The sequence below is a fragment of the Streptomyces sp. MCA2 genome, assembly GCF_023544705.1.
GTDB lineage: Bacteria > Actinomycetota > Actinomycetes > Streptomycetales > Streptomycetaceae > Streptomyces > Streptomyces decoyicus.
In genome coordinates this window covers 1-24,902 of the sequence record NZ_JAMJFM010000012.1, presented here as the reverse complement: position 1 = coordinate 24,902, position 24,902 = coordinate 1, and the positions used below count along the sequence as shown (strand labels likewise).

Below are 24,902 nucleotides of genomic sequence, written 5' to 3'. Positions count from 1 at the left end.
CAGCGAGGTCAGCGCTGGTTGTTGCGTGGTGAGTGGCGGTGGGCGAGGGCCTCGTAGGAGGCGGAGAGCGCGGGTGCCGCGGTCTCGTACGTCCGCTGCGCGACGCCTATGAACAGGCAGTCCACGACCAGCAGCTGGCTCGTCCTGGACGACATCGCGGCGGGGCGCAGCTCGCTCTCGCGGGCCGTGGACGTGGTCAGGATGTAGTCGGCGTACGAGGCGATCTCGCCGTCCGGGCGGCCGGTGATGGCGATCGTCGTGGCGCCGTGGTCGAAGGCCACCCGCAGCGGCTCTATGACATCGGTGGTCCGGCCGGAGTGCGTGATCGCGAGGGCGACGTCACCGGTCCGCATCTGCACCGCGTTCGTCACGGCCAGATGGGGGTCCGCGTGCGCATGCGCGATCAGGCCGATGCGCAGCAGCTTCTGGACGAGGTCCTGGCCGACGAGGTTGGAGGCCCCGATGCCGTACACATCGATGCGGCGGGCACCGGCGAGCGCGGCGACGGCGGCTTCGAGCTGGGTGACGTCCAGCGCCGCGGCCGTGTCGGCCAGGCACTGCTGCTCCTCCTGCGCCAGCTTCGCGACGACATCGACGAGGGAGTCGTCGACCGCTATGTCGGCGGTCACCGCGGGGGCGCCGCCGGCCGCCTGCTGCGCGGCGAGCGCGGCGAGGGCGAGGCGCAGATCGCGATAGCCCGGGTAGCCGAGCAGCCGGGAGGTCCGCACGACGGTGGCTTCGCTGGTGCCTGTGCGCTCCGCGAGGCCGGTGACGGTGAGGGCGGCGCAGCCGGCCGGGTCGCTCGCGACGGTTTCGGCGACCCGCTGCATGGAGCGGGTCATCGTCGGCGCGAGGGTGCGGACCTTGGCGGCCAGTGCGGCGGGGGCGGGTGGGGCCGGGGCCGGTCGGGTCTCGACGGCCGCGTCCCTCAGGTCCTTGAAAGTTTCCTTCACGCTACTGCTCACGCTTGAAAAGTAATTTCATCGACGCCCGGCGTCAATACCCTCTGTGAGTGCTGTGGACAAAGCGCATGATCCCCGCCGCGGGCTGTGGACAGCGCCGATCGCCGGTGGAGGGTCGGGGGACAATGGGGGGCATGGAGCTGGAACAGGCATTGCACGCCGCGCGGGCGCTGGTGCTCGCCGACCTGATGGCGGACAAGGTGGCCGACGCCGACATCGTCTCGCTCGTGGAGGATGCGGTCGTCCACCGCCGGTGGTGGGTGGAGCAATGGCCTGAAGGCGCGGCATTCGTCGCAGGACTGATAGCGCAGGACGTCCAGGACGCCCTGCTGGACCGGTACGGCCGCTGGCCGCTGTGTCCCGTGTGCACGGAGTCGGGCGATCCCCATGCGCTCGACGTCGAACCGGAGTTGGGGCCCGATCCGCATTGGGTCTGCCCCAAGACGGCGGTCGCGGTGGCCCCGGTCGGGCAGCTGCGTGACCCCATGGAGGGCTGAGGTGGTTGATGGTGCGGCGGGCTGACGTGGCAAACGGGCCGGCGGGCTGACGTGGCGATCTACATCGATCCGCCCACGTGGCCCGGGCACGGCCGGATGTGGTCGCATCTGGTCAGCGACCATTCCTTCGACGAACTGCACGCCTTCGCGGCCGGGATCGGCGCGCCCCGGCGGGCGTTCGAACGCGACCACTACGACCTGCCGGCCGAGCGGTACGGCGACGCGGTGCGTGCCGGGGCCGTGGAGGTCGGCAGCAAGGAACTGCTGCGCCGGCTGACGGCCGCGGGCCTGCGCCGGCCCAAGAACCGGCCGGCGCCGCGGGTGTGATGCCGTCGGCGTCGGCCCGGGAGCCGTCGCCCCGCGGCACCCCCCCGTACGGCCCGCTGCGGCGCGTCGTAGCGGCGGCAGGATGGCGGGCCCCCGCACGATGGGCCTGACCGCGCGCCGTACCGAAAGGGGACAGCCATGTCAGCCGGCGAACCGGGCCGGGGCCCGGCCACCACGCTCGACCCGGACTACAGCAGTGAGGACGCCACGGCGACCGCATGGCCCGCGGCCATCGGCGGTATGACCGAGGCGGAGATCTTCTGGCTCTCCACCGTCCGGCCCGACGGCCGTCCGCATGTCACCCCGCTGCTCGCCGTCTGGTCGGACGGCGCCCTCCACTTCTGCACCGGTCCCGGCGAACGCAAGGCCAAGAACCTCGAAGCCAACACCCACTGCGTGCTGACGACCTCGACGGCCGGTGGCAACGACCTGCACGCGGGGCTCGATGTGGTCGTCGAGGGCGACGCGGTGCAGGTCAGCGACGAGCCGACGTTGCGCCGGCTGGCCGGTCTCTATGAAGAGAAGTACGGCAGCGACTGGCACTTCGAGGTCCGCGACGGCGCGTTCCACGGGGAGGGCAACCGGGCCGTGGTCTTCCGGGTCGAGCCGGTCACGGCCTTCGGTTTCGGGCGGGGGGAGACGTACAGCCAGACGCGGTGGCGGTTCGACGGCGGGGAGTGACGGGGAGGGGCGGCGCCGTGGCACCTTCCGAGGCGCGCCCCCGCCCGGGGCTCAGTGCTGCTGCCCCGTTGCCCCTGTTGCCTCCGCTGCCTTATGCAAAGCCGGTGCGGGGGTGGCGGCGGCCGAGGAGGCGATCAGCCGGGAGCGGCTCGTCGTGCGGTGCAGCCGGAAGGCGAGAGCGGTGGTGCCGACGGCCCCCGCGGCCAGCACGGCGCCGGTCCAGGCCACGGACGGGTAGCCCCAGCCCGCCCCGATGGTCAGGCCGCCGAGCCAGGGGCCGAGGGTGTTGCCGATGTTGAAGGCGGCGGTGGTGGTGGCGCCGGCCAGCGTCGGCGCGGCGTTCGCCACGTTGAACATCCGGGCGTTGAGCGCCGGGGCCGTGGTGAACGCGGTCACCCCGAGCATCAGGGAGAGCGCGACCGCGGCTAGGGGGCTGTGCGCGGTCAGCGCCAGGACGGTCAGCACGAGCGTGGACGCGATGATGCCGCCGAAGAGCGTCCCGAAGAGGTGCGCGTCGGCGATCCGGCCGCCGATGAACGTACCGATCAGCGCGCCGACGCCGAAGAGCGCCAGCACCGTCGGCACCCAGCTCTCGGCCAGGCCGGCGGTGTCGGTCAGCAGCGGCGAGAGGTACGAGAAGAGCGCGAAGACCGCGGCGCCGTTCAGGGCCGTGGCGGTCAGCGCCAGCCAGACCTGCTTGTCCTTGTAGATGGTCAGCTCGCGGCGCAGCTGCGGGCGGTCGTCGCCGGTGGGCACGGCCGTACGCGGCACCAGCGCGACCACGCCGAGCAGACCGATCGCGGCCAGTCCCGCGACGGCCCAGAAGGCGGCGCGCCAGCCGGCGTGCTGGCCGAGCAGTGCGCCCGCCGGGACGCCCGCGATGTTCGCGATGCTCAGACCGCCGACCATCACTGCCATCGCGCGGGCCCGTGCGGTCACCGGCACCAGCGAGACGGCGACCGCAGCGCCGACCGCCCAGAATCCGGCGCAGGCCAGCGCGCTCACCACGCGGGAGACGAACAGCACACCGTAGGAGGGTGCCAGGGCGCCCGCCACCTGGCCCAGGCCGAAGGCGGCGAGCAGCGCGATCAGGGTCGTCCGGCGCGGGAGCCGGAGCGTCGCGGCGGCGAGCACCGGGGCGCCGACCACCATGCCGATGGCGAATGCGGAGACCAGCAGCCCGGCCTGCGGAATCGAGACCTGAAGATCGCGGGCGAGCGGCTGGAGGATGCCGGAGAGCATGAACTCGGACGTGCCGAGAGCGAAGACGGACAGGCCGAGGACGTACACGGCTATGGGCAGGCGGGCGCGGTCGGACGGTGCTGGCATATCAGCTACTAACAGCGGTAGGAGGGCTCACATTCCCGGTGGGCGCGGTCCCGGGCGCGGTTCCGGGGGCAGCCCGGGGGCGGCCCGGGGGGCACGCCCTACGCACCCCGCAGCAGATCCAGCTCGGTGGCGAGATTGCGGCGGGCGAGGTGTTCCCAGCGGTCGTAGCCGCGGGGGGTGCGGAACAGGCGGGGCAGCGAGAGGAGTTGGGAGAGCACGGCGGAGCGGCCGGCGAGGAAGTCGGGGTCGGGGACGAAGGCGTACTCGTCGCGGACCGCGGCGGCGTAGGCGGCGTAGTCGTCGGGGGAACCGGCGAGCACGGCGAGATCGGCGTCACACAGGACCTCGCCGTCGGGGTCGTCGGGCGCCGGGTCGTGGGTGACGGTGAGCCGTACCAGACGGGCGACCTCGGACGTGCGGGCGGCGCCGATGCCCAGCTCGGGCAGGGCGCGTTCGGCGAGGGCCGCGCTGCGTTCCTCGTTCTCGGAGCGGTCCGGGCGGTAGACAGCGTCGTGGAACCACGCCGCCAACTGGACGGCGGACAAGTCGTCGGCGTGCTCGGCCAGTTCGTCGATGCGGTAGAGGACCGCGGCCAGGTGATCGACGGTGTGATAGCGGCGTTGTGGTTCGCGCCAACGGGACAGGAGGTTGTCCGCGTACGGCGCGGGGTCGGTTGTCGTGGGGTTCTTCTTGCCGCGGGCCTCGGCGACGGTCACGGCCCAGCGCTGCCGCAGCTCCGGCGCCGGGTCGGTGCTGTCTGCCGTACGGGACACGGAAGTCATGCCAGCCATTGTGCCCCGGGCCCCGGGAAACCGGGCCGGCCGTCCTTCACCGGTCGGCCGCCGGTCATCCGGGTAGGTGTACGGGTGCGGCGTACGGGCGGAATCCGGTCGCGCCGGTGGTGAGGTGGCCCCGGGAAGGCCGGGTGGCCCTTACTCTGGGATATTGGACTAGACCTGTTGTGGGTGCCGGTCCGTCTCGTCACGCCGTCGCCATCGTCATCGCTATCTCCGTCTCCGTCTCCGTCGCCATCGTCATCGTCATCAAAGGATTGGGTCATATGAGCAAGCGCGCGCTCCTGGAGGTGATCGCGCTCGGCCCGCAGGACGCGGTCGCCGCCCAGGCCGGCGGGGCCGACCGCCTGGAGCTGGTCACGGACATGGCGGCCGATGGGCTCACCCCGCCCCGGGCCACGTTCGCGGCGATCCGGGCGGCCGTCGACATTCCGCTGCGGGTGATGCTGCGGGCCGCCGACGGCTTCGCGGCCGGGGACGTGGCGGCGCTGTGCGAGGAGGCAGCGGCGCTGCGGGCGGCGGGTGCCGAGGAGTTCGTCCTCGGCTTTCTGACGCCGGACGGGCGGCCGGATCTCGATGCGGTGGCGGCGCTGACCGAGGTGATCGACGGCTGCCGGTGGACCTTCCACCGGGCCATCGACCGGGCCGCCGACCGGGACGCACTGCGCAAGGAGCTGTCGGCGGCGGCCGGTGCCGGGGGGCTCGACACCTATCTGACGGCCGGTGCCGCGCAGGGCGTCGACGAGGGGCTGACGACGCTGCTGGCCGAGCAGGCGCGTACGGCGGCGGGCGAGCAAGGGTATGTGCCGCGGATCCTGGTCGGCGGCGGGCTCGGGCTCGGCCATCTGCCGGCGCTGCGGGCGGCCGGTCTCGACGCGTTCCACATCGGGGGCGCCGCCCGGCCCGCCGGCTGGTCGGCGCCGGTGGATGTGGCGGCGGTGCGGGAGTGGCGTCAGGCGCTGGACCAGCCCGTCGCGCAGCGGGCCTGACCCGCCCGTCGTGCAGCGGGCCTGACACCCGACGGGCCCCGGGCGCAGGTGCGCCGCCCCGGGGCGGCGCACGCGCACACGCGCCCTGGGGCCCGCCGCTCGCCCGCTTCCTCAACTCCCTTCGGCATGGCACTGTGTGACGGGTGTCACGGCAGCAGGACCGGGGGAGGGTGACACGGCATGACCGGCATGGGGATGAAGCCGCTCAGTGGCGACGATCCGCAGCGGCTCGGCGTCTACCGGCTGCTGGGGCAGCTCGGTTCGGGCGGCATGGGGCGGATCTATCTGGCGCGGTCCACGGTGGACGGCTCGCTCGCCGCGGTCAAGACGCTGCTCGCCGAGGGCGTCGTCAGCGACACCGACCGGCGGCGGTTCGCCCGCGAGGTGACGCTGGCCCGGCGTATCGACAGCGCCTATACGGCCCGGGTGCGGGATTCCGACCCGGACGCCGAGCGGCCCTGGATGGCGATCGAATACATACCGGCGCCCGCGCTGTCCGAGCTCGTCCGCAGCGCGGGACGGCTGCCGGGCTCGGCGGTGCGCTGGATCGCGGCGGGCACCGCTAAGGCCCTGGTGCTGCTGCACGACGCGGGCATCGTCCACCGGGACGTCAAACCCCAGAACATCCTGCTGCCGCTGGCCGGGCCCCGCCTCATCGACTTCGGCATCTCGCACGCCAACGACATCACGCGTACCTCGCTGACACTGGGCACCATCGCCTTCACCTCGCCGGAGCAGGCGCGCGCCGAGCCGTCCACCACGGCGTCCGATGTGTACTCGCTGGGCGCCACGCTCTTCCACCTCGCCGTCGGCCGCCCGCCCTACCCCGAGACCGCCGACACCATCCGGCTGCTGACCCTCGTGCAGCGCGGGGAACTCGACCTGACGGGGCTGCCCAAGGAACTCGCCCCGCTGATCCGTCCCTGTCTGGCCTCCGATCCGGACGAACGGCCCGAACCGGCCGACGTACTGCGGCAGTTCCTGGAGGAGCTCGACCGGGCGCCCACGTCGCAGCGGGGCGAACGCTGGCTGCCGCCGCGGTGGACCGCACTGATCGAGGCGTACGAGGCCCGGGGGCGGGCGTTACGCGAGGGCGGGGAGGGGCTCACGGTCGATGAGCGGACGCGGCCCGTGCCGCCGCCGGGCCCCACCCGCCTCTACACCGCGGAACGCGCCGCGCACGAAGAGGCGGCGCGGCGGAAGGAGGAGGCGGAGCGGGCGGCGCGCCAGAAGCAGGAGGAAGAGCGGGCGGCGCGCCGGAAGCAGGAAGAGCTCGCCGCGCGCCGGAAGCAGGAGGAGCGGGCCCGCGCCGAGTGGGAGCGCGAGGCGCGCGAGGCCCAGGAGCGCAAGGCCCGCGAGGCCCGGGAGCGCAAGGCGGAGGAGAACCGCAGGCAGGCGGCGGCCAGGGCGCGGGCGACCGCGGAGAACGAGAAGAAGCAGCGCCGCGCACGCGAGGAGCGGGAGCGGAAGAAGCGCGCCGAACAGGCGCGCCAGGAGCAGCGGGTGCGGGCCTCCGGGCAGACCGGCGCGGCCTCCTCGTCCCGGTCCTCCTCGTCCCGGTCCTCCCCGTCCTCCTCCCGGACCGCGTCCGCCCCGCAGGCCGGAAAGGCCGCCACGTCCCGGCCGTCGTCCGCCGCGCGGCCCGCCGCGCAGTCCGCCGACTCCTCGGCCGGCTGCTTCTGGGGAGTGATCGCGGTCATCGCGCTCGTGGTCGTCATCTGGAAGCCGTGGGACGGCAGCGACACCGCCGGCTCGACGAGCAGCGGCACATCGAGCGGTTCGTCGAGCAGTTCGTCGAGCGGTACGTACACGAGCGGGGGGACCGGTTCGACGCCGACGACCGGTACGTACACGAGCGGCGGGCTGGGTTCCGCGCCGACCCGCGGCACCTCCACGACCGGCGGGACCACCGCCGCGCCCACCACCTCCGCGCCCACGACCGCCGTGTCCCGCACCCCCAGCGCGGCCGACCGCGCCTTCACGTCCGTACGGACCGGCGACTGCCTCGACGCCTACCAGAACGGCTACGGCAGCTGGAGCCGAACGGCACCACAGCAGGTCGGCTGCGGTGCGGCGGACGCCTATCTGCGGGTGCTGCGGGTGACCCGGTCCGGGGGCGGCTGTCCGTCCGGCGGGGGACGCGGCAGCTGGTGGCACACCGGTGAGGACTACGCGTTCACCAACCTCTGCGTGGAGCGGCAGTTCCGCCGCGGCCAGTGCTTCCTGGCCAAGTCCGCGAGCGGCCGCCCCGGCCCGGCGAACCTCCTCACCGCGTGGAGCTGTAGCGCCGGGCGGGTGCCGTCGGAGTTCAGCTACATCATGCAGGTCACGGCCGTCCTGCCGACCTCGGCGGGTACGAATGCGTGCCCGGGCGAGCCGGGCCGCTACCGCTACTCGTGGAATGTCTACGACGGCCGGACCATGATCTGCGCCAAGGTCGCCTGACGCCCGCCGGCGGCCGGCCGCTCAGCGGCCGTCCAACTGCTCCGGCAGCGCCGCCGCATGCACCACCGTCAGGCCGGACACCGGCCGGGTCAGGCAGACGTACAGGCGGCGCAGGCCGGTCCGTTCGTCCGGCTCGCCGTCGACGATCGCGGCCGGCTCGTCCAGGACCACGTAGTCGTACTCCAGGCCCTTGGCGAGCGTGGCCGGCACCAGCGTCAGCCGGGCCTCGGCCGAGGTCTCCTCGCCGGGCGCCAGACAGGACACGCCCGCTGCCTGAAGGGCCGTGCGCAGCGCCGGAATACGGGCCTCCGCGGCGATCAGGCCGACCGAGCCCTCCTTCGTCAGCGCCTCGTCGCAGGCCGTGAGGGTGGCGGTCGTCAGGTCCGCCGGCTCGACCGTACGGATCTCGAAGTCACCCGCCGACTCGCGGATGGACGTGGCCTCCGTCAGATCGGGGGCGATGGCGGGCAGCAGCCGGGACGCGTAGGCGATGACCTCGCGCGGTACACGGAAGCCCTGGGTGAGCTCCTCGACGGCCGAGCCGGGCTTGCCCAGGTGGGTCAGCGCCTCCTCCCAGGTATTGGTCGCCCACGGGGTGGTGCCCTGGGCGATGTCGCCGAGGATGGTCGCGGAGCCCGTCGTGCAGCGGCGGCCGACCGCGCGGTACTGCATGGGGGAGAGGTCCTGCGCCTCGTCGAGGACCACATGGCCCAGTGACGAGGTGCGCGCCACCAGGTCCATCGCCTCGTCGATCAACACCGCGTCCGCGGAGGACCACTTGGCGCTCTTCACGCTGCGGGCCGGCTTGGTCCACAGGATGGTCTTCTGCTCCTCGGGCGTCAGGATCCCCTCGGCCTGCTCGGCCAGGAACTCCGCGTCGCCCAGCAGCCGCAGCACCAGTTTTGCCGGGTCGACCGGTGGCCAGACCGCCTTGACCGCGGCCTTCACCGCGGGGTTGCGGGCCACCGCGTCCTGCACCCGGTCGTCCGGGGCCTCGCCCGCCTGCTCCATCCGGACCAGCACGGAGTGGGCGATCCGCTGCGGCAGCGCCTCGCGGGCCGCGCCGTAGCGGATGTCGCGGTCCGTCAACTCCTGTACGAGCTCTTCGAGTTCATAGGCAGGTACGCGCCAGCGGCGGGAGCCGCGGACGACGACACAGGGCTCCTGCGGCATCGCGATGTGCGAACGGACCGCCCGCCGCAGCACCTCCGCCATCCGCGCGTCGCCCTTGACCGTCGCGGCGGCCGCCTCGTCCGTGCCGCGGACGTCCACATGCCCGACCAGGTCGTCGACCGTGGCCTGCTTGACCTCCAGCTCGCCGAGGGCCGGCAGCACCTGCTCGATGTAGTGCAGGAACGAGCGGTTCGGGCCGATGACGAGGGTGCCGGACCGGGCCAGCCGCTCACGGTGCGCGTACAGCAGATACGCGACACGGTGCAGGCCGACCGCCGTCTTTCCGGTGCCCGGCGCCCCCTGCACGCAGACCGAGCCGCCGATGCCGGCCCGCACGATCTCGTCCTGCTCCGGCTGGATGGTGGCAACGATGTCCCGCATGGGGCCGACGCGCGGCCGTTCGATCTCGGACTGGAGGAGGCGGCTGGTCCGTTCCGCCTCCGCGGGGTCGGTGAGGTGCTCGTCCTCGTAGGCGGTCAACTCGCCTGCCGTGTAACCGAAACGGCGGCGCAGCCTGAGGTCCATCGGGTCCTTCTTGGAGGCCCGGTAGAACGGCTGGGAGACGGGCGCGCGCCAGTCGATGACCATGGGGTCGCCGTCGGCGTCGTGGACGTGCCGCCTGCCGATGTAGAAATTCTCTCCCGCGGCGCCTTCGGCGAGGTCGATGCCGGGGGCATGGAGATAGTCGAGACGGCCGAAGAAGAGCGGGGTGTGGGAGAGGTCGGCGAGCGCCTTGATCCGGGCGTCGATCTCGCCCTGGAGGACCTCGGCGTTGACCCAGTTCGCGGTGACGTCGGCGATGTTGAGCGCCTCGGCGTCCTCGCGCATGGCCCGGAGGGCGGCCCGGGAGGCGGCCAGGTGGGACTTTTCGCGCTGGAGGGGGTCGGGGCCCGCGGCGGCCTCGGTCGGGGCGGCCGTGCCGGTCGGCGCGGTGGGCTCGCCGGGGTGGGGGCCGGGTGACGACGGGCTTTCGGCGTGCGGTGCCGTCGTCGATGGATGGTGGGCGTGCGAGGGCACGGCGTTGCCTCCGGTGGCAGGTACTTCGGCGGGCGCGCCGAGGTGCGCGGGCGCGGCGGGCCGGTGTCGGTGCGCGGCGCAGGTGATGCGCCTCGCGGGTCAGCGGCGTGAAGCGAAGGGCCGACCGGTTTCCGACCGGCAGGCGGCACTCCTCGACGGGAGGCAGGCAGACGCGCGATTGTAGTCAGCGGCTCAGGAGGGCGCCAACGGATTTCCGCGCGCCCGCGGCGGTCGTTCCGGGGACGGACGGCCCTGAGGAGCCGTAGGCCTCCCTTAGGGGGAGGCGTGGGTCTGGAGTCTGACGTCCGGGGCCTCAGGAATGGAACTATGGACCGATGTGCTGCAATCGCGTGAATTTCATCATGGAGACATGAGCAGCGCAGCGATTCCCCCAGGTTCTGTCCACCCCGTCTCCCTCCACCCGGTCAAGGGCGCCACGGCCCTCGGCGCGGACCCCGGGCGCGGTGCGGCGCCCGCCCACGAGCATCGTTACGTCGTGGGCAACGCGCTCCGCGCCGTCAAGGTCTTCGCCACGGCCGCCTTCAGCGTCGTCGTCATGGGCGAGTACGCGGATGACCCCACGGATTGATGACTGAATCCGTGGCCGGCTGATGCCACGGACGCCCGGCTCCGCGGGAGAAGCCGCCTCCGGGGCGCCATCCGGATGACCGAAAACTGTTACGGACAGTAGGCCCCGTTCGACTAGCGTCACCACAGAGGGTGCGCTCAGGGCAACGGGGAGGGGTCGAAGGGTGTCTGCCGCCGACGGGACGCGGACGGGGAGACCGGTCCGGGGGCAGGGCATCGCCCGTCCTCGCGTGGTGCTCGCAGCGGCGCTGCTCATGGCCTCGCTGGCCGGACTGTGGATGCTGTACCAGGTCCAGCCGCTGCCGATGTCCGATATAGCGGTCTACCGCGCCGAAGGCCAGGCGGCCTCGACCGGCGGTGATCTCTACGGCTTCACGGTCACGAAGTGGGCGCTTCCGGCCACCTATCCGCCGTTCGCCGCCGTGCTCTTCATACCGACCACCTGGCTCTCGCTCGGCACGCTCAAGATCATCGCCGTCCTCGTCAACGCGGTCCTCCTCGCGCTGCTGGTCCACCTCTCCTGCAAGGCCGCCGGCCTCGGCAAGGCCGGCCGCGCCGCCCCCGTCATCCTGGCCGCCACCGCGCTCGGCCTCTGGCTGGAGCCCGTCTTCCAGACCTTCGTCTTCGGGCAAGTCAATCTCGCGCTGACCTGCCTGGTCCTGTGGGACCTCTCCCGTCCGGACGGCGCACGCCTCAAGGGGTTCGCCACCGGCATCGCGGCGGGCATCAAGCTCACCCCCGCGCTCTTCGCCGTCTATCTCCTCGTCACGGGCCGGGTGAAGGCCGCCCTTACCGTCCTCGGCGGGTTCCTGGCCTCGGCGCTGCTGGGCTGGCTGGTGCTGCCCGCCGCCAGCATCGAGTTCTGGACGCGGCGGATGTTCGAGACCGGCCGGGTCGGCAAGGCCTGGCTCGTCGACAACCAGTCCCTCCAGGGGCTGATCGCCCGCGTGCTGCACGACCCCGAGCCCGGCCTCCTCTGGGCGGTGCCCGCACTGCTGACCGCCGCGGCCGGGCTCTACGCCGCCCGCCGGGTGTATCTGCGGCGCGGCCTGGACAGCTGGGGCGTGCTGTGTACGGCCGTCACGGCGCTGCTGGTCTCGCCGATCAGCTGGTCCCACCACTGGGTCTGGTGTGTGCCCCTGCTGGTCGCGCTCGCCGCCCGCACCCGCCGCCACGCCTGGCGCAGGGCGCTGCTGGCCGCCGTCACCCTCGCCTTCACCGCCCGCACGATGTGGATGATCCCGCACACCGGCGATCTCGACCTGTACCTCTCCTGGTGGCAGCAGCCGTTCGCGGCCCCGTACCCCGTGCTCGGTCTCACCCTGCTGGCGGCCGTGTTCTGGTGGACACGGCAGCGCCCCGGCGTCTCCGACGCACCGGGCGGCCGCCGCCTCCCGGCGCCGCGCGTCGAGCAGCAGCTGTCCAGCGGGTCCCGGGCGGGCTGAAGCCGGGCGGCCCGTCTGAGCCGGGCGGCCCGTCCGAGCCGGGCGGCCCGTCCGAGCCGGGCCGCCCCGCCAGCACCGGGCCCGCCGCCCCGTTCAGCCGCCGTACCAGCGAGACCGCTGCCGAGACCGCCGCCTCAGGCGTCCTCGTCCGCCGCCAGCAGCTCGTCCGCGTCCACGATCCGGTAGGCATAGCCCTGCTCGGCCAGGAAGCGCTGGCGGTGCGCCGCGAAGTCCTGGTCGATGGTGTCGCGCGCGACCACCGAGTAGAAGCGCGCCTCGTGCCCGTCCGCCTTGGGCCGCAGCACCCGGCCCAGCCGCTGGGCCTCCTCCTGGCGCGAGCCGAAGGTGCCGGACACCTGGATCGCGACCGTGGCCTCCGGAAGGTCGATGGAGAAGTTCGCGACCTTGGAGACGACGAGCACCGAGAGCTCGCCCTGCCGGAAGGCGTCGAAGAGCTTCTCGCGCTGGGCGTTGGTCGTCTCGCCCTTGATCACCGGCGCGTCCAGATGCTCGCCCAGCTCGTCCAGCTGGTCGATGTACTGCCCGATGACCAGCGTCTGCTCGCCCTGGTGGCGGCGGACCAGCGCCTCGGTCACGTACTGCTTGCTGGCGGTGGTCGCACAGAAGCGGTACTTCTCCTCCGTCTCGGCCGTCGCATACGCCAGCCGCTCGGTTTCGGTCAGGTTGACCCGTACCTCGACACAGTCCGCGGGGGCGATGTACCCCTGCGCCTCGATCTCCTTCCAGGGGGCGTCGAAGCGCTTCGGCCCGATGAGCGAGAAGACGTCCGACTCCCGGCCGTCCTCGCGCACCAGCGTCGCGGTGAGGCCCAGCCGCCGCCGCGCCTGAAGATCGGCGGTGAACTTGAAGACCGGTGCGGGCAGCAGATGCACCTCGTCATAGATGACCAGGCCCCAGTCCCGGGAGTCGAACAGCTCCAGGTGCGGGTAGACGCCCTTCCGCTTGGTCGTCAGCACCTGGTACGTGGCGATGGTGACCGGCCGGATCTCCTTCCTCGTCCCGCTGTACTCACCGATCTCCTCTTCGGTCAGCGAGGTCCGCTTCACCAGCTCGTGCTTCCACTGCCGGGCCGAGACCGTGTTCGTCACCAGGATCAGCGTGGTCGCCTTGGCCTGCGCCATCGCGCCCGCCCCGACCAGCGTCTTGCCCGCGCCACAGGGCAGCACGACGACACCCGAGCCGCCGTGCCAGAAGCCCTCGACCGCCTGCTGCTGGTACGGCCGCAGCGCCCAGCCGCTCTCGTCCAGTTCGATCGGGTGCGCCTCACCGTCGACATACCCGGCCAGGTCCTCGGCCGGCCAGCCCAGCTTGAGCAGCGTCTGCTTGATCTGCCCGCGCTCCGAGGGGTGCACGACGACCGAGTCCGGGTCCAGTCGCGCCCCGACCAGCGGCTGCACCTTCTTCGACCGGAGGATCTCCTCCAGCACGGGGCGGTCGGTGGTGGTCAGCACCAGCCCGTGTGCGGGGTGCTTGGTGAGCGTGAGGCGCCCGTAGCGCGACATCGTCTCGGCGATGTCGACGAGCAGCGCATGCGGCACCGGGTACCGCGAGAACTGCACCAGCGCGTCGACGACCTGCTCGGCGTCGTGCCCGGCCGCCCGCGCGTTCCAGAGCCCGAGCGGGGTCACCCGGTACGTATGGATGTGCTCCGGCGCCCGCTCCAGCTCGGCAAAGGGCGCGATGGCCCGCCGGCAGGCGTCCGCCAGCTCATGGTCCACCTCCAGCAGCAGCGTCTTGTCGCTCTGGACGATGAGGGGTCCGTTCACGCGCCTCGCCTTTCGCTTCCCGGCCGTCGACCGCTGGGACCGGCCACAGACCTCGACCGTTGATCACGACCGCAGACATCGACCGCAGATACGGCCAAACGTCCAGTGTGCCGCATCGCCGCGGCGGCCGTCAGTGATGGACGGCGGGCCCCCGCGCGCGAAGGAAAGCACGGCAGGCGCCGAGGCCCGCTCAGACCGAATCGTCCGCCAGTTCCGCCACGCCCGTGATCCGGTGCAGCGGGTACGTCCGGACCTCGTCGGAGGTGTGGTCATAGGCCGTCACGAAGCCGCCCTCGACGCGTACGGGGGCGATGACGCGCTGGCTGGCCGCACCGTCGGCGTTGACGTAGCCGATCCACAGGGCGGAGTGGGTCAGGACCGCGGCCTGCATGGTGGCGAGGGTCTCGGCGGAGGTGGTGCGGGGCAGGGCGCCGGAGACCGGAGCGGGGGCGTGGACGGGCTTGCGTTCCGCGGTGGCGGCGAGGTCGCCGGCGCGGATGGCGCGCACCGCCGCGGTGAGCAGGGTGGGGTCGGGGGACGGCGGGCCGTCGGGGACCGGGGCGGGGGCGGTGCGCGGCGGGGTGCGGTGGGTGTCGGCGCGGGCGATCAGTACGTCACCGGCGGCGGACTCGGCGGCCGGGGCGTAGCCCATCGCCCGCAGGCCGTCGAGGAGTTGGTCCGGGGCGGTCTGGGCGGCGAGCACCGTCGGGGCGATCCGGCGCAGCCGCAGGGGGGCGGCGCGGCGGTCGGCGAGGATCTCGGAGAGCAGCGCGTCGTCGTCGCAGCGGACGTAGGCGGTGGCCGCGCCGACCCGCAGCCGGCCGTGCTTACGGGCCACGTCGTCGATGAGGTAGGCGAGCGGCTGGGGGACCGGGGTGCGGGAGTGGGTGGTGAGGAACTCCTGCACCTCGGAGGCGGAGCGGCCGGCGTCCAGGGCACGGCGTACGGAAGCGGGGGTGAAGCGGTAGACCGTCGCGCCGCCCTTGGACTCGATGTCGGCGAGGACGCCGAGCGCGTCGGCGAGCGGGCGGTGCAGCGGGCCGGGGGCGACGGCGGTCAGGTCCGCCTGGAGGAGGACGTGGTCGACGGGTTCGGGGAGGAGGGGGGAGAGGACGGCGGCGGCGCGGGCCGCGGCGGCGTGGGTGTCCGCCGGGGTGGGGTCCGCGGTGGTGTGCGACGTGGCGTCGATCAGCGCGCGCCCGTGGGTGGCGAGGGCGCCACGGCCGGTCACCCCGAGCAACTCGGCCTCGGTCAGGGTCCATTGGGCGAGGCGCGAGCGGAGGTCGTCGACGGGGTCGGGCGCGGACCCGGCGGAGCCGGCCGGGCCGGTGGCGCCGTCGACGGCGGCCGGCGCGCCCGGAGTCCGGCCCGCGGCCGGTGCCTGGCCCGCGGCCGCGCCGCTCCGCAGCGGACGCTCCCACCGCAGCCGCGAGCGGACCGCCAGGGCCGGTACGGACGTGCCGGGCGGCAGGGTGGCGAGGAGGGAGAGGGCGCGGCGGCGGACCTCGGGGGCCGGGGACCGGTCGAGGTGCGGGCCGAGGGCGGCCAGCGCGCGGCCCTTGGAGTCGGCGGTGCCGACGACACCCGGGGTGCGGGTCGCGGCGAGCCAGCCGGCCGCCAGCACGGCCCAGCGCTCGTGGTCGGGCAGTTGCAGCCACTCCTCGGCGGCCGGGGTGGCCCCGAACCGCTCGTCGGCCTCGCCGTCGGAGGCGATCAGCCCGGCCGCGTAGGCGAGTTCGAGCCAGAAGGCGGCGAGCTGCTCGGTGGTGTCCAGGGCGGCGGCGGTCCGCTTGAGGTCGCGGACGCTCATCCCGCCGGCGCGCAGCACGGCAGGTCCGCCCAGGTCCCACTCCTTGAGCAGCTCCTCGACGGTCGCCAGCGCGGTGAACGCCTGGCTCGCGGCGGCGTTGTCCACAAGCTGTGGATCACGTTCCGTGGCGGGCGCGAGTGCGGGCGGGACCGGCTCGGCGGTGTGGTGGGCGCGCCCGCCGCGCAGATGGAGCGCCGCTTCCCGCGGCAGCACGACATTGCGGGCACCCGCAGCGATCAGCAGGCCCCGGTCCAGCAGCCACTGGAGATGCGGGGCCGGGCGGTCGGTGACCCCGCCGTAGGGCGGACCCCACAGCAGCTTGTCGAGGACGGCGACGGATTCGGCGGGCGCGGTGTCGAGCAGCGCCGCCATCCGGGAACGGTCGGAGAACAACCCGGTGAGCGCGGCGGCCGCGGTGACCGGGTCGTGGGTGGTGGGCAGCCCGGCCGCGGCGATGATCTCCTGAAGCCGCCCCGGCGACATCCCCGCCATGGCCTCGGCGACGGTCGGGCCCAGGCCGGTCGGCGACGGATGCGTGGCGCTGGGGCTGAGCAGCTCACGGGCCGTACGCACCAGCCGCAGCCGGTCGTCCGGGCCCCACACCAGCGCCTGCGCACGCAGCTCCGCGACCGCCCGGGGCAGCTCGGCGGCGACCGCGGGGTCCCCGGCGTCCCCGGCCATCAGCGCGCCCAGCGTGTCGTACGGGCACGGGTCGGGCGCCACCGCCAGTGCCTCGGCGGTCTGGAGCACGAACCGATCGAGGCGCTCCACCGCGCGCACGACCGACGCCCGCGTCCCGGCCCGGGTGGCGAGCTGGGTGACATCGCCGGGCACCGGATTGAGCAGGTCGGGACGGGCCCGCAGCAGCCCGACGAGCCCGCTGTCGGTGCGGGTCCTGAGCTCCTCGGCGAGGGTGCGGGGTGTACCGGTCATTCGTCCTACGTTAGCGGGGCGGGGCCGGACGGGGGACCGTGTGGCGGCTCACTGTGCGCGCAGCGTCGCCACGGCACCCAGACGCCACCCCGTTCCGTCCCCCGCGGCCTCCGGCCCGTCGGCGGGCCGAAGCGGTACCGTCGGGGGAGCAACCAGCGGACGCCGCAGGGGATTTCGTGGGGATCGAGAGCGATCAGCTCGTCTATGACTATCTGAGCCGGGTGGGCGACCTGGCCCAGCAGCGGGGACTGCCCGCCGCCACGCGGATGCGGCTGGTCACCGGGCTGCGGGCCGAGATAGACGGACAGCAAGCCGATTCGGTGTCCGGCGTGAAGCGGATTCTGGCGCGGCTGGGGACGCCGGAGGCGGTGGTCACGGCCGCGGGGAGTGCGGACGACCGGGTGCCCGGGGCGTCCCGCGGCGGCCCGTCGGCGCGGCCGGAGCAGGCGGCCGGGCGCGCCTCGGCAGCGGGGCCCGCCGTTCCGGCAGGCCGGCCGCCCGTGGAGCCGTCGCGGCCCGCGGAGCCGCCCCGGCAGTGGAGCGCCGCGCGCGAGAAGCTCACCGGTCTGGCCTGGCGCAGCGCACTGACGGGCAAAACGTCCACGAACGGCAAGGACTCCCCGTACGGCAAGGACTCCGGGCCCGGCACGGTGCCCGCCCCGCGCGACGGGGCGACGGCCCCCGCGCCGTCCGTCGGCCTGCCCCCGCATCTGGCCGGTGCGGACGAACTGGGCGACGACGACGCGCCCGACTGGTGGCGGGTGGAGCCGGCGCCGTTCGGGCCGGGGGAGACCGTGCCGGGCTTCGTCGGCGGCATCGAGATCCCGGAGATATGGGACCGGCCGAAGAGCGAGCGCCCGCTGTCGTTGCGGAAGGACGGCGCGGACGAGGACGAAGCGCCGGGCACGGACGCGGACGGCGCGGCGGCGGAACGGACGCTGCCGGGGCTGGTGCGGCGGGTGCTCCGCAGGCGGCGCGGCGCGGCCGCCGAGGCGGCACCCGTGGCCGGAGCCCCGGACGAGGTGGTGGCCGCGCCCGCGCGGGCGCCGCTCAGCCCGGTCCTGACGCTGGCCGTGCTCCTGCTGGTCGCCGGCGCGGCGCTGGGGTCGTGGCTCGCGCTGGCGGGCGGCTGGGGGCTCGCCTACGTATCGCGGCGGCTGAGCCGGACCGAGGCCAAGTTCGCGGCGCTCGGCGTGCCGGGGACCGTCGTCGGCGGCATGGTGGTGTGGCTGTGGGGCCGGTTCGACGGGCGGTGGGGCGAGCCCATCGCCCAGGGACGGCTGGGGCAGGAGATGGCCGACGGGCTGCCGGGGATCGTGCGGGTGGCGGCGGTCGCCTCGGCGTTGTTCCTGGTGTGGCGGATGCGGCGGATCCCGCGCTGAGGGCGGGCCCCGGCCCGGCACACCGTCGCAGACACAATGGCAGGTACGGCTGCACACTCTCCTACGGTCGGCTTTGACCTCGACATGACGCTGATCGACTCCCGTCCGGGCATCAAGGCCGCATATCAGGAGCTCACGGCCAGGACCGGCACCTTCGTCGACGCGGACCTCGCGGTGAGCCGGCTGGGGCCCCCGCTGGAGGAGGAGATCCGCCGCTGGTTCCCCGAGGAGCGGGTGGCGGAGATGTCGGGCCTCTACCGCGAGCTGTATCCGGAGTACGCGGTTGCCGCGTCGCCCGCCCTGCCCGGCGCCCGGGAGGCCCTCGACGCGGTCCACGCGGCGGGCGGCCGGGCGATCGTGGTGACGGCGAAGTACGAGCCCAGCGCCAAGCTGCACCTGGAGCACCTCGGCCTCGACGTGGACGCCCTCGTCGGCTCCCTGTGGGCCGAGGCCAAGGCCGAGGCGCTGCGCGAGCACCACGCGCAGGTCTACGTCGGCGATCACACCGGTGACGTCGCGGGGGCGCACACCGCGGGCGCACTGTCCGTCGCGGTCGCCACCGGCCCGTGCGACGCCACACAACTGCGCACCGCCGGTGCCGAGGTGGTGCTCGCCGACCTGACGGAGTTCCCGTCCTGGCTGGAGCGCTATGTGGCGGAAGGGGCGGACGGGGGCGACGCGGCCGCCGCCCGACGGCGCTGAGCGGTGGCGGAACGGATCACTCCGGCCGCGGCGATCAGAAAACCGAGGCCCATCAGCATGCACACCCAGTAGAAGACGGACGGCAGCGGTTCGGTCCCGAGGAACAGCGGCGCCACCGTGGCGAGAGTGGCCGCTGCGCCAACTAGGAACATGATCGCGCCGATTCGGACCAGCAGATCCCCGGCCAGGGGAGTTTCGTCAGACACCTGACCAGGGTAAGTCGGGGCTTGAAGCACTGAGGATCCACCCGGCGGCGTCTTGTCACCGGCCTTGGGACCATTAGCCTTGGGTGTGGCGGGTCCTGCGGCCCGCTGCACTGCTCTCCAGCCCCTCTCCCGCTCCCGGTTCCGCACGGGCGGGTGAGCCCCACCCCGCAGTTTCCGCAGGAGACCCGGCTCCAGATTTCCAACGTTTCTTTCCAACGAGTACGAGGACGAGGACAGACGTGCCTACCGGCAAGGTCAAGTGGTTCAACAGTGAGAAGGGCTTCGGCTTTCTCTCCCGCGATGACGGCGGTGACGTCTTCGTACACTCGTCGGTGCTGCCCGATGGCGTAGCCGCACTCAAGCCTGGCCAGCGCGTCGAATTCGGCGTCGTCGCCGGCCAGCGCGGCGACCAGGCGCTGACCGTGACACTCCTCGACCCCGCACCCTCGGTGGCCGCGGCGCAGCGCCGCAAGCCCGACGAACTCGCCTCGATCGTCCAGGACCTGACCACCCTCCTGGAGAACGTCACCCAGCAACTGGAGCGCGGCCGCTACCCCGACAAGGTGCACGGCGCGAAGATCGCCGGCATGCTGCGCGCCGTCGCCGACCAACTGGACGTCTGAGCACGCAGGCGCAAGGGCAGCCGCCCCAGGCGTCACACGCGGCACAGCTCACACGCTGCACACCTCACACGCGGCATCTCTCACACGCGGCATCTCTCACACGAAGTGCAACGCATCGCGGCCGAGGGGCGGAACCAGCCCCTCGGCCGCGGCGCGGGTGAGCAGCCCGCGCACCGCGGCATAGCCGTCCTCGCCGAGGTCGGCGGTGAACTCGTTGACGTACAGCCCGATGTGCTGGTCGGCGACCTTCGGGTCCATCTCCTGGGCGTGCTCCAGGACGTACGGCCGGGAGGCCTCGGGGTCGTCCCAGGCCATCAGCACGGAGCTGCGGACCGCCGCCGCCAGCTCGCGCAACGCCCGCTCGCCCAGCGACCGCTTGGCGATGATCGCGCCGAGCGGGATCGGCAGACCGGTGGTGAGCTCCCAGTGCTCGCCCATGTCGGCCAGGCAGACCAGGCCGTAGTTCTGGTACGTGAAGCGCGCCTCGTGAATGACCAGGCCGGCGTCGACCTTGCCGTCGCGCACGGCCGGCATGATCTCGTGGAACGGCAGCACCACGATCTCCCCGACACCGCCCGGCACCTCGGCCGCCGCCCACAGCCGGAACAGCAGATACGCGGTGGACCGCTCACTGGGCACCGCGACCGTCTTGCCCGCCAGCTCCGCGGCCGGGCCCTGCTCCCGGGTCAGCACCAGCGGCCCGCAGCCGCGCCCCAGCGCCCCGCCGCAGGGCAGCAGCGCATAGTCGTCGAGCACCCACGGCAGCACCGCGTACGACACCTTCAGCACATCGAACTCACCGCGCTCGGCCATGCCGTTGGTGAGGTCGATATCGGCGAAGGTGACCGCCAGCTCCGGCGCGTCCGGGACGCGGCCGTGCGCCAGCGCGTCGAAGACGAAGGTGTCGTTCGGGCACGGCGAGTACGCGATGTTCAGCGGCCGGGTCACGGGGTCCTCCTCAGGGGCGTGGGGTCCTCCCGCGTGGGCGAAGCCGAGCGTGGGGGAGGTTCCGGAGCCGGTCCGGCGGCGGCCGACAGGGCTCCGGGGAGCGTACGGAAGGCACCGGTCAGGGCGGTGAGGGCCGGGCCGATGCGCCAGGCGGCGCGGTCGCGCGGGCCGACGGCGTTGGAGATCGTACGGACCTCCAGCACCGGCACACCGTGCGCGGCGGCCGCCTCGGCGACCCCGAAGCCCTCCATCGCCTCGGCCAGCACACCCGGGTGACGCTCCGCCAGCTCGGCGGCACGGGCCGCGCTGCCGGTGACCGTGGAGACGGTCACGACGGTGCCGGCCGCCGCACCGGCCGCCGCGGCGACGGCCTTCACCAGCGCCGGGTCGGGGAGGTGCGCCACCGTTCCGAAGCCGAGTTCGGTGACCGGGGTGAAGCCGTCGGGTGTCTCGGCGCCCAGGTCGGCCGCGACGATCGCGTCCGCGACCACCACGGAGCCCAGGGGCGCGCCGGATGGCGGTCCCTCAGGCCGAGCACCGGGGCCCGGGGAGAAACCGCCGCCGATACCGGCCGAGACGACCAGGTCGTACGGCGCTCCGGCGAGCGTGGCGGCGGTCAGCGCGGTGGCCGTGCCGGCCGCCGCGGCGGCCGGGCCGACGCCGGCGGCGAGCACATCGCACGCCACCGGCACACCTGCCGCGCGCCGCAGCGTGTACCCGCCGGGCAGTGCCACCTCGTCGCAGGGCCCCGCCGCGGCAGCCACCGCGTCGCGCTCGGCGGCCACCGCCGTGACGACCAGGACCCTCATCGGACGGCCCTCCCGCCTCAGGTGTCTCAGTCCTTCTGCTTCAGGGTGAAGTGCCACAGGGTCTTGGGACCGTTGCCGCCGCTCAGCTCCGCGACCTGGAGGGTGACGTCCTTGGAGTAGGAGGTCTGGCCGGTCTGCGGGTTCTGCTGCATGAAGAGGGTGTCCGCGTCGAAGCTGCGGTACGTCTGCTTGCTGGGCTCACGCATGACGGGGCCGGCCCCGATGACGATCCAGCCGGACTTGGCGACCTCCGGGTCGACGCCGACACGCACCTTCTCACCGGGGTGGACGGTGATCGTCTTGCCGCCCTTCTTGGTGATGCAGGCGGTGACGTCCTTCTTGGAGAGGACCTTGCCCTCGCCGTCGCAGCCGGGGGTGGCCTCGGCCTGCACCGTCGTCGAACCGACGGTCACGGTCGCGAGCGATGTCGGCTTCTCGCAGGCGGAGAGGGTGATGAGACCCAGGGACACGGCACCGATGGCGGCAGCGGCACGGCGGCCCTTGCCCCAGGAGATCAACGCAGCGGTCATACGGGCAGGCTATCTGGCGCCCCGGCTCACGCCACGCCCGGGTACGGCGTGCCGCGTTGCCCGTCGGCGCTCAGGCCACCCGGGCGCTCGGCGTACCGCCCCGCCGGGCCGCGCTGAGCAGTCCGCGCACGGCCAGCACCACGCCCAGCGCCACCAGTCCCGCGGCCACCGCCATCCCCACCGTGCCGACCAACGGCAGCGAGATCCCGATCGCGCCGCCCACCACCCACGACATCTGGAGCGCCGTCTCGGACCGGGCGAACGCGGAGGTGCGCACCTCCTCCGGCACATCGCGCTGGATCATCGCGTCCAGCGACAGCTTCGCCAGTGCCTGGCACAGCCCCGCGACGGCCGCCGCCGCGGGCACCACGACCACGGCCACCACCGGGTAGAAGACCGCCGCGAGCACCGTCGCGCACAGCGCCAGCCCCAGCATCGCCGCGATGATCGGCTCAGGCCCGCGGGCCTTCAGCCAGGCGCCCACCGCCGTCCCCAGCGCATTGCCGGTCCCGGCCGCCACCACCACCAGCCCCAGCGAGGCCGCCTCGCCCAGCCCGCCCAGCGGATGCTCGCGCAGCAGGAAGGCCAGGAAGAACGTCAGGAAACCGGAGAGCGCCCGCAGACAGGCATTGGCCTGAAGGCCGTGCAGCACCGACGGGCCGACCGTACGCAGCCCCGGCTTGCGCCCGGTGCCCGCCGAGCGCGCGGAGGCCTCCCGGGACGCCAGCCGCGCCCGGCGCTCACCCTTCGCCGAGTCGACCTTGTGCGGCAGCGAGAACGACAGGACCGTCCCGGCGGCGAACACCACACACGCCCCGTAGAGCGGCCAGCTCGGCCCGAGCATGTGCAGCCCGGCACCCATCGGCGCCGCGACCCCGGTCGCCAGCAGCCCCGCGAGCGTCACCCGCGAATTGGCCTTGACCAGCGAAATCCGCGGTGGCAGCAGCCGCGGCACCACCGCGCTGCGGACCACGCCGTACGCCTTCGACGCCACCAGCACACCCAGCGCCGCCGGATACAGCTGGAGCCCGCCGGTCGCCACCGCGCCCGACATCGTCAGCGCCAGCAGCGCCCGCGCCAGCATCGCGCCCGCCATCGCCGCCCGGCGGCCGTGCGGCACCCGGTCCAGCAGCGGCCCGATCACCGGTGCGAGCAGGGCGAACGGCGCCATCGTCACCGCCAGATACAGCGCCACCCGGCCCCGCGCCTCATCCGTCGGCACCGAGAAGAACACCGTCGAGGCCAGCGCGATCGTGATCATCACGTCACCGGCGGAGTTCACCGCATGCAGCTCGATCAGCTTGCCCAGGCCCGACTCGCCCGCACCGTGCGCATGCGTGGCGCGCCGTACGCCCCGCGCCGCACCGGTGAACGGTCTGCGCAGCGCACGGCCGACCACCCGGCCCGCCCGGCGGGCCCGGTCGTCCCCATACCCGCCGCGCGTCGAGGCGCGCGACACCTGCGATGACTTCCGTGCGGTCCTGGACACCCTCGACACCTTCGACGCCCTTGCGGCAGCCACCCGGTCATAGTGCCCCAACTCGCCCAGGAGAGGGCACTTTCTCCACGCTGGCGCGCGAGGCGTACCCGCGCGCAGTCGCTGCCGCTGACATTTGCCCTCCCACCGAGGGGTCGTACACCGTTGAAGGGGTAGCGTGTGTAGCGCGCCACCGGCGGTCGTTCTTGGCCGCGTGCCTCCTCGCGATCCCGCAGAATGGGACGTAAGAGGTGCGCTCGACCGAAACGACCGGGCGCGGACGTCGACGCGGTCCCCTGGTCCGCTCCGCCCGCCCCGGTACCGCCGGTCGTCCGGACAGGACAAGGACAGCTACGGCTGGCGCACTCGTGAGACGGCGTAGAAGAGAGAATCGATTCTTGTGAGTGCTGCGATGCGAAGCCGTACCCCTGACCGCCTGTGCGCCGAGGCGGTCGACCTTGCCCGGGAGGCGGCGGAGGAAGCCGCACTGCCCGGCACGGTCGGCGAGCACATCGATGCGGTGGCCGACGGAGACCGCGTCGTCACCCACCTCTTCGCCTGCAACGAAACCGGCTACCGCGGCTGGCGCTGGGCCGTGACGGTCGCCAGGGCCTCCCGCGCCAAGCTCGTCACGCTCGACGAGACGGTCCTGCTGCCCGGCCCCGACGCGCTGCTCGCACCGGAGTGGGTGCCGTGGAGCGAGCGGCTGCGCCCCGGCGACATGGGCCCCGGCGACCTGCTGCCCACCGAGGCCGACGACCTGCGCCTGGAGCCCGGCTTCACCGGCGAGGACGCCCCGCCGCCGAACTCCCCGGTCGCCGAGGGCATGGCCGCCGACGTCGCCGATTCCGAGGAGGCGGACGTCGTCCCGGGCTCGCCCGCGATCCAGCCCGCCCCCGAGCGCGGCAGCATCGCGGCGGTCGCCGAGGAGCTGGGCATGCGCCGCGCCCGGGTCCTGTCCCGCTACGGCCTGCACACCGCCGCCGACCGTTGGGAAGAGGCCTACGGGGCCAAGACCCCCATGGCCCAGGCGGCCCCCGCCACCTGCGTGTCCTGCGGCTTCCTCACCCCGCTCCCCGGCTCCCTGGGCCAGGCCTTCGGCGTCTGCGCCAATGAGTTCGCCCCGGCGGACGGGCGCGTGGTGTCCCTCGCCTACGGGTGCGGTGCGCACTCCGAGGCCGCCGTCATGCCGAAGCCGCCGCGGCCGGCCGCGCCGGTGGTCGACGAGACCGTCGTCGAGCCGTTGTCGCTGCGCCCGGAGCGGGATGGAGGGTCGGTCGAGGAGACGGGCCCGGCCGAGGAGCTCGGCCACAGCTAGGCGCGCCGGCGCGCTGGGCCCCCGGCCCCACGTTGTTTTCTGCGGCGCCGTTTCGCCTCTCGTTCTTTCGCCTCCGGCGGGGGTGGGGTGGGTGGTGTTTGGGCGGGGCCGCGTGTCGCCTTCGGCGGGG

At 73.6% G+C, this 24,902-nt stretch carries 22 protein-coding genes; 11 read left to right on the top strand and 11 right to left on the bottom strand.

Translation table 11 applies throughout. From position 1 onward, the window contains the following. Positions 1-8 precede the first annotated feature (8 nt). Complete coding sequence (locus tag M8I34_RS12295) at positions 9-965, bottom strand: MurR/RpiR family transcriptional regulator (RefSeq protein WP_374210898.1); 957 nt, start codon at positions 963-965, stop codon at positions 9-11. Positions 966-1,096: 131 nt separating this feature from the next. Between M8I34_RS12295 and M8I34_RS12290 the strand changes: the two genes are divergently transcribed. From M8I34_RS12290 to M8I34_RS12280, 3 genes are all read left to right on the top strand, one after another. Continuing rightward, on the top strand, positions 1,097-1,459 hold the full coding sequence (locus M8I34_RS12290; protein ID WP_030088559.1) for a hypothetical protein: 363 nt from the start codon (positions 1,097-1,099) through the stop codon (positions 1,457-1,459). A 51-nt stretch (positions 1,460-1,510) separates the two neighbouring features. Beyond that, positions 1,511-1,786: a DUF4031 domain-containing protein gene (locus M8I34_RS12285; protein WP_250049459.1), complete on the top strand. Its 276-nt coding sequence runs from the start codon at positions 1,511-1,513 to the stop codon at positions 1,784-1,786. Positions 1,787-1,924: 138 nt separating this feature from the next. After that, the gene (locus tag M8I34_RS12280) at positions 1,925-2,467 is read left to right on the top strand and encodes a pyridoxamine 5'-phosphate oxidase family protein (protein WP_250049457.1); all 543 of its coding nucleotides are present in this window, start codon (positions 1,925-1,927) and stop codon (positions 2,465-2,467) included. 51 nt (positions 2,468-2,518) lie between these two features. Here the strand turns inward: M8I34_RS12280 and M8I34_RS12275 are convergent, their stop codons facing one another. Both M8I34_RS12275 and M8I34_RS12270 read right to left on the bottom strand, forming a co-directional pair. Beyond that, positions 2,519-3,796 (bottom strand): Cmx/CmrA family chloramphenicol efflux MFS transporter, encoded by a 1,278-nt coding sequence (locus M8I34_RS12275; protein WP_250049456.1) that lies wholly within the window; start codon positions 3,794-3,796, stop codon positions 2,519-2,521. A 98-nt stretch (positions 3,797-3,894) separates the two neighbouring features. Then, a complete protein-coding gene (locus tag M8I34_RS12270; protein ID WP_250049455.1) occupies positions 3,895-4,578 on the bottom strand; it encodes a hypothetical protein in 684 nt (227 codons plus the stop codon). A gap of 278 nt (positions 4,579-4,856) precedes the next feature. On the opposite strand from M8I34_RS12270, the gene M8I34_RS12265 reads away from it, so the two are divergent. Together M8I34_RS12265 and M8I34_RS12260 are read left to right on the top strand one after the other, a co-directional pair. After that, entirely contained in the window at positions 4,857-5,579 is a 723-nt protein-coding gene (locus M8I34_RS12265; RefSeq protein ID WP_250049453.1) for a copper homeostasis protein CutC, read from the top strand. 180 nt (positions 5,580-5,759) lie between these two features. Continuing rightward, positions 5,760-8,024: a protein kinase gene (locus tag M8I34_RS12260; protein ID WP_250049451.1), complete on the top strand. Its 2,265-nt coding sequence runs from the start codon at positions 5,760-5,762 to the stop codon at positions 8,022-8,024. Between the two features lie 21 nt (positions 8,025-8,045). Here M8I34_RS12260 and M8I34_RS12255 read toward each other — a convergent pair whose 3' ends face one another. Next, positions 8,046-10,214, bottom strand: coding sequence for an AAA family ATPase (locus M8I34_RS12255; protein WP_374210897.1), 2,169 nt, complete (start codon positions 10,212-10,214; stop codon positions 8,046-8,048). A 370-nt stretch (positions 10,215-10,584) separates the two neighbouring features. On the opposite strand from M8I34_RS12255, the gene M8I34_RS12250 reads away from it, so the two are divergent. Beyond that, positions 10,585-10,803 carry a hypothetical protein gene (locus M8I34_RS12250; RefSeq protein WP_250049450.1) on the top strand — a complete coding sequence of 73 codons (219 nt, stop codon included), beginning with the start codon at positions 10,585-10,587 and terminating at the stop codon, positions 10,801-10,803. Positions 10,804-10,966: 163 nt separating this feature from the next. Then, positions 10,967-12,247, top strand: coding sequence for a glycosyltransferase 87 family protein (locus M8I34_RS12245; protein WP_374210896.1), 1,281 nt, complete (start codon positions 10,967-10,969; stop codon positions 12,245-12,247). Positions 12,248-12,381: 134 nt separating this feature from the next. Here the strand turns inward: M8I34_RS12245 and M8I34_RS12240 are convergent, their stop codons facing one another. Both M8I34_RS12240 and M8I34_RS12235 read right to left on the bottom strand, forming a co-directional pair. Continuing rightward, on the bottom strand, positions 12,382-14,034 hold the full coding sequence (locus M8I34_RS12240; protein ID WP_250049449.1) for a DNA repair helicase XPB: 1,653 nt from the start codon (positions 14,032-14,034) through the stop codon (positions 12,382-12,384). Between the two features lie 190 nt (positions 14,035-14,224). Continuing rightward, positions 14,225-16,777, bottom strand: coding sequence for a helicase C-terminal domain-containing protein (locus M8I34_RS12235; protein ID WP_250049448.1), 2,553 nt, complete (start codon positions 16,775-16,777; stop codon positions 14,225-14,227). A 176-nt stretch (positions 16,778-16,953) separates the two neighbouring features. Between M8I34_RS12235 and M8I34_RS12230 the strand changes: the two genes are divergently transcribed. Next, entirely contained in the window at positions 16,954-18,159 is a 1,206-nt protein-coding gene (locus M8I34_RS12230; protein ID WP_250049447.1) for a hypothetical protein, read from the top strand. A gap of 36 nt (positions 18,160-18,195) precedes the next feature. Then, a complete protein-coding gene (locus M8I34_RS12225) occupies positions 18,196-18,861 on the top strand; it encodes an HAD family hydrolase (RefSeq protein WP_250049446.1) in 666 nt (221 codons plus the stop codon). Here the strand turns inward: M8I34_RS12225 and M8I34_RS12220 are convergent. Further along, positions 18,807-19,067 carry a hypothetical protein gene (locus M8I34_RS12220; RefSeq protein WP_078889736.1) on the bottom strand — a complete coding sequence of 87 codons (261 nt, stop codon included), beginning with the start codon at positions 19,065-19,067 and terminating at the stop codon, positions 18,807-18,809. The genes M8I34_RS12225 and M8I34_RS12220 overlap by 55 nt on opposite strands. 239 nt (positions 19,068-19,306) lie before the next feature. On the opposite strand from M8I34_RS12220, the gene M8I34_RS41275 reads away from it, so the two are divergent. After that, a complete protein-coding gene (locus tag M8I34_RS41275; RefSeq protein WP_018089689.1) occupies positions 19,307-19,690 on the top strand; it encodes a cold-shock protein in 384 nt (127 codons plus the stop codon). Positions 19,691-19,786: 96 nt separating this feature from the next. Here the strand turns inward: M8I34_RS41275 and M8I34_RS12210 are convergent, their stop codons facing one another. The 4 genes from M8I34_RS12210 to M8I34_RS12195 form a co-directional block, all read right to left on the bottom strand. Continuing rightward, a complete protein-coding gene (locus tag M8I34_RS12210) occupies positions 19,787-20,638 on the bottom strand; it encodes a 1,4-dihydroxy-6-naphthoate synthase (protein ID WP_250049444.1) in 852 nt (283 codons plus the stop codon). Further along, a complete protein-coding gene (locus tag M8I34_RS12205; RefSeq protein ID WP_250049442.1) occupies positions 20,635-21,447 on the bottom strand; it encodes a futalosine hydrolase in 813 nt (270 codons plus the stop codon). Before M8I34_RS12205 ends, M8I34_RS12210 begins: the two co-directional genes overlap by 4 nt. A gap of 26 nt (positions 21,448-21,473) precedes the next feature. Beyond that, a complete protein-coding gene (locus tag M8I34_RS12200; RefSeq protein ID WP_244419287.1) occupies positions 21,474-21,977 on the bottom strand; it encodes a hypothetical protein in 504 nt (167 codons plus the stop codon). Between the two features lie 70 nt (positions 21,978-22,047). After that, positions 22,048-23,436, bottom strand: coding sequence for an MFS transporter (locus tag M8I34_RS12195; RefSeq protein ID WP_250049628.1), 1,389 nt, complete (start codon positions 23,434-23,436; stop codon positions 22,048-22,050). 430 nt (positions 23,437-23,866) lie between these two features. On the opposite strand from M8I34_RS12195, the gene M8I34_RS12190 reads away from it, so the two are divergent. Continuing rightward, positions 23,867-24,772, top strand: coding sequence for a DUF3027 domain-containing protein (locus M8I34_RS12190; protein WP_250049441.1), 906 nt, complete (start codon positions 23,867-23,869; stop codon positions 24,770-24,772). Positions 24,773-24,902 lie beyond the last annotated feature (130 nt).

Excerpts from the sequence above, each read along its gene's own strand:
- M8I34_RS12200 (WP_244419287.1), bottom strand. The coding sequence starts at position 21,977 with ATGACCGCTGCGTTGATCTCCTGGGGCAAGGGCCGCCGTGCCGCTGCC.
- M8I34_RS12205 (WP_250049442.1), bottom strand. The coding sequence starts at position 21,447 with ATGAGGGTCCTGGTCGTCACGGCGGTGGCCGCCGAGCGCGACGCGGTG.
- M8I34_RS12265 (WP_250049453.1), top strand. The coding sequence starts at position 4,857 with ATGAGCAAGCGCGCGCTCCTGGAGGTGATCGCGCTCGGCCCGCAGGAC.
- M8I34_RS12260 (WP_250049451.1), top strand. The coding sequence starts at position 5,760 with ATGACCGGCATGGGGATGAAGCCGCTCAGTGGCGACGATCCGCAGCGG.
- M8I34_RS12225 (WP_250049446.1), top strand. The coding sequence starts at position 18,196 with ATGGCAGGTACGGCTGCACACTCTCCTACGGTCGGCTTTGACCTCGAC.
- M8I34_RS12290 (WP_030088559.1), top strand. The coding sequence starts at position 1,097 with ATGGAGCTGGAACAGGCATTGCACGCCGCGCGGGCGCTGGTGCTCGCC.
- M8I34_RS12270 (WP_250049455.1), bottom strand. The coding sequence starts at position 4,578 with ATGACTTCCGTGTCCCGTACGGCAGACAGCACCGACCCGGCGCCGGAG.
- M8I34_RS12235 (WP_250049448.1), bottom strand. The coding sequence starts at position 16,777 with ATGACCGGTACACCCCGCACCCTCGCCGAGGAGCTCAGGACCCGCACC.
- M8I34_RS12250 (WP_250049450.1), top strand. The coding sequence starts at position 10,585 with ATGAGCAGCGCAGCGATTCCCCCAGGTTCTGTCCACCCCGTCTCCCTC.
- M8I34_RS12275 (WP_250049456.1), bottom strand. The coding sequence starts at position 3,796 with ATGCCAGCACCGTCCGACCGCGCCCGCCTGCCCATAGCCGTGTACGTC.
- M8I34_RS12190 (WP_250049441.1), top strand. The coding sequence starts at position 23,867 with ATGCGAAGCCGTACCCCTGACCGCCTGTGCGCCGAGGCGGTCGACCTT.
- M8I34_RS12280 (WP_250049457.1), top strand. The coding sequence starts at position 1,925 with ATGTCAGCCGGCGAACCGGGCCGGGGCCCGGCCACCACGCTCGACCCG.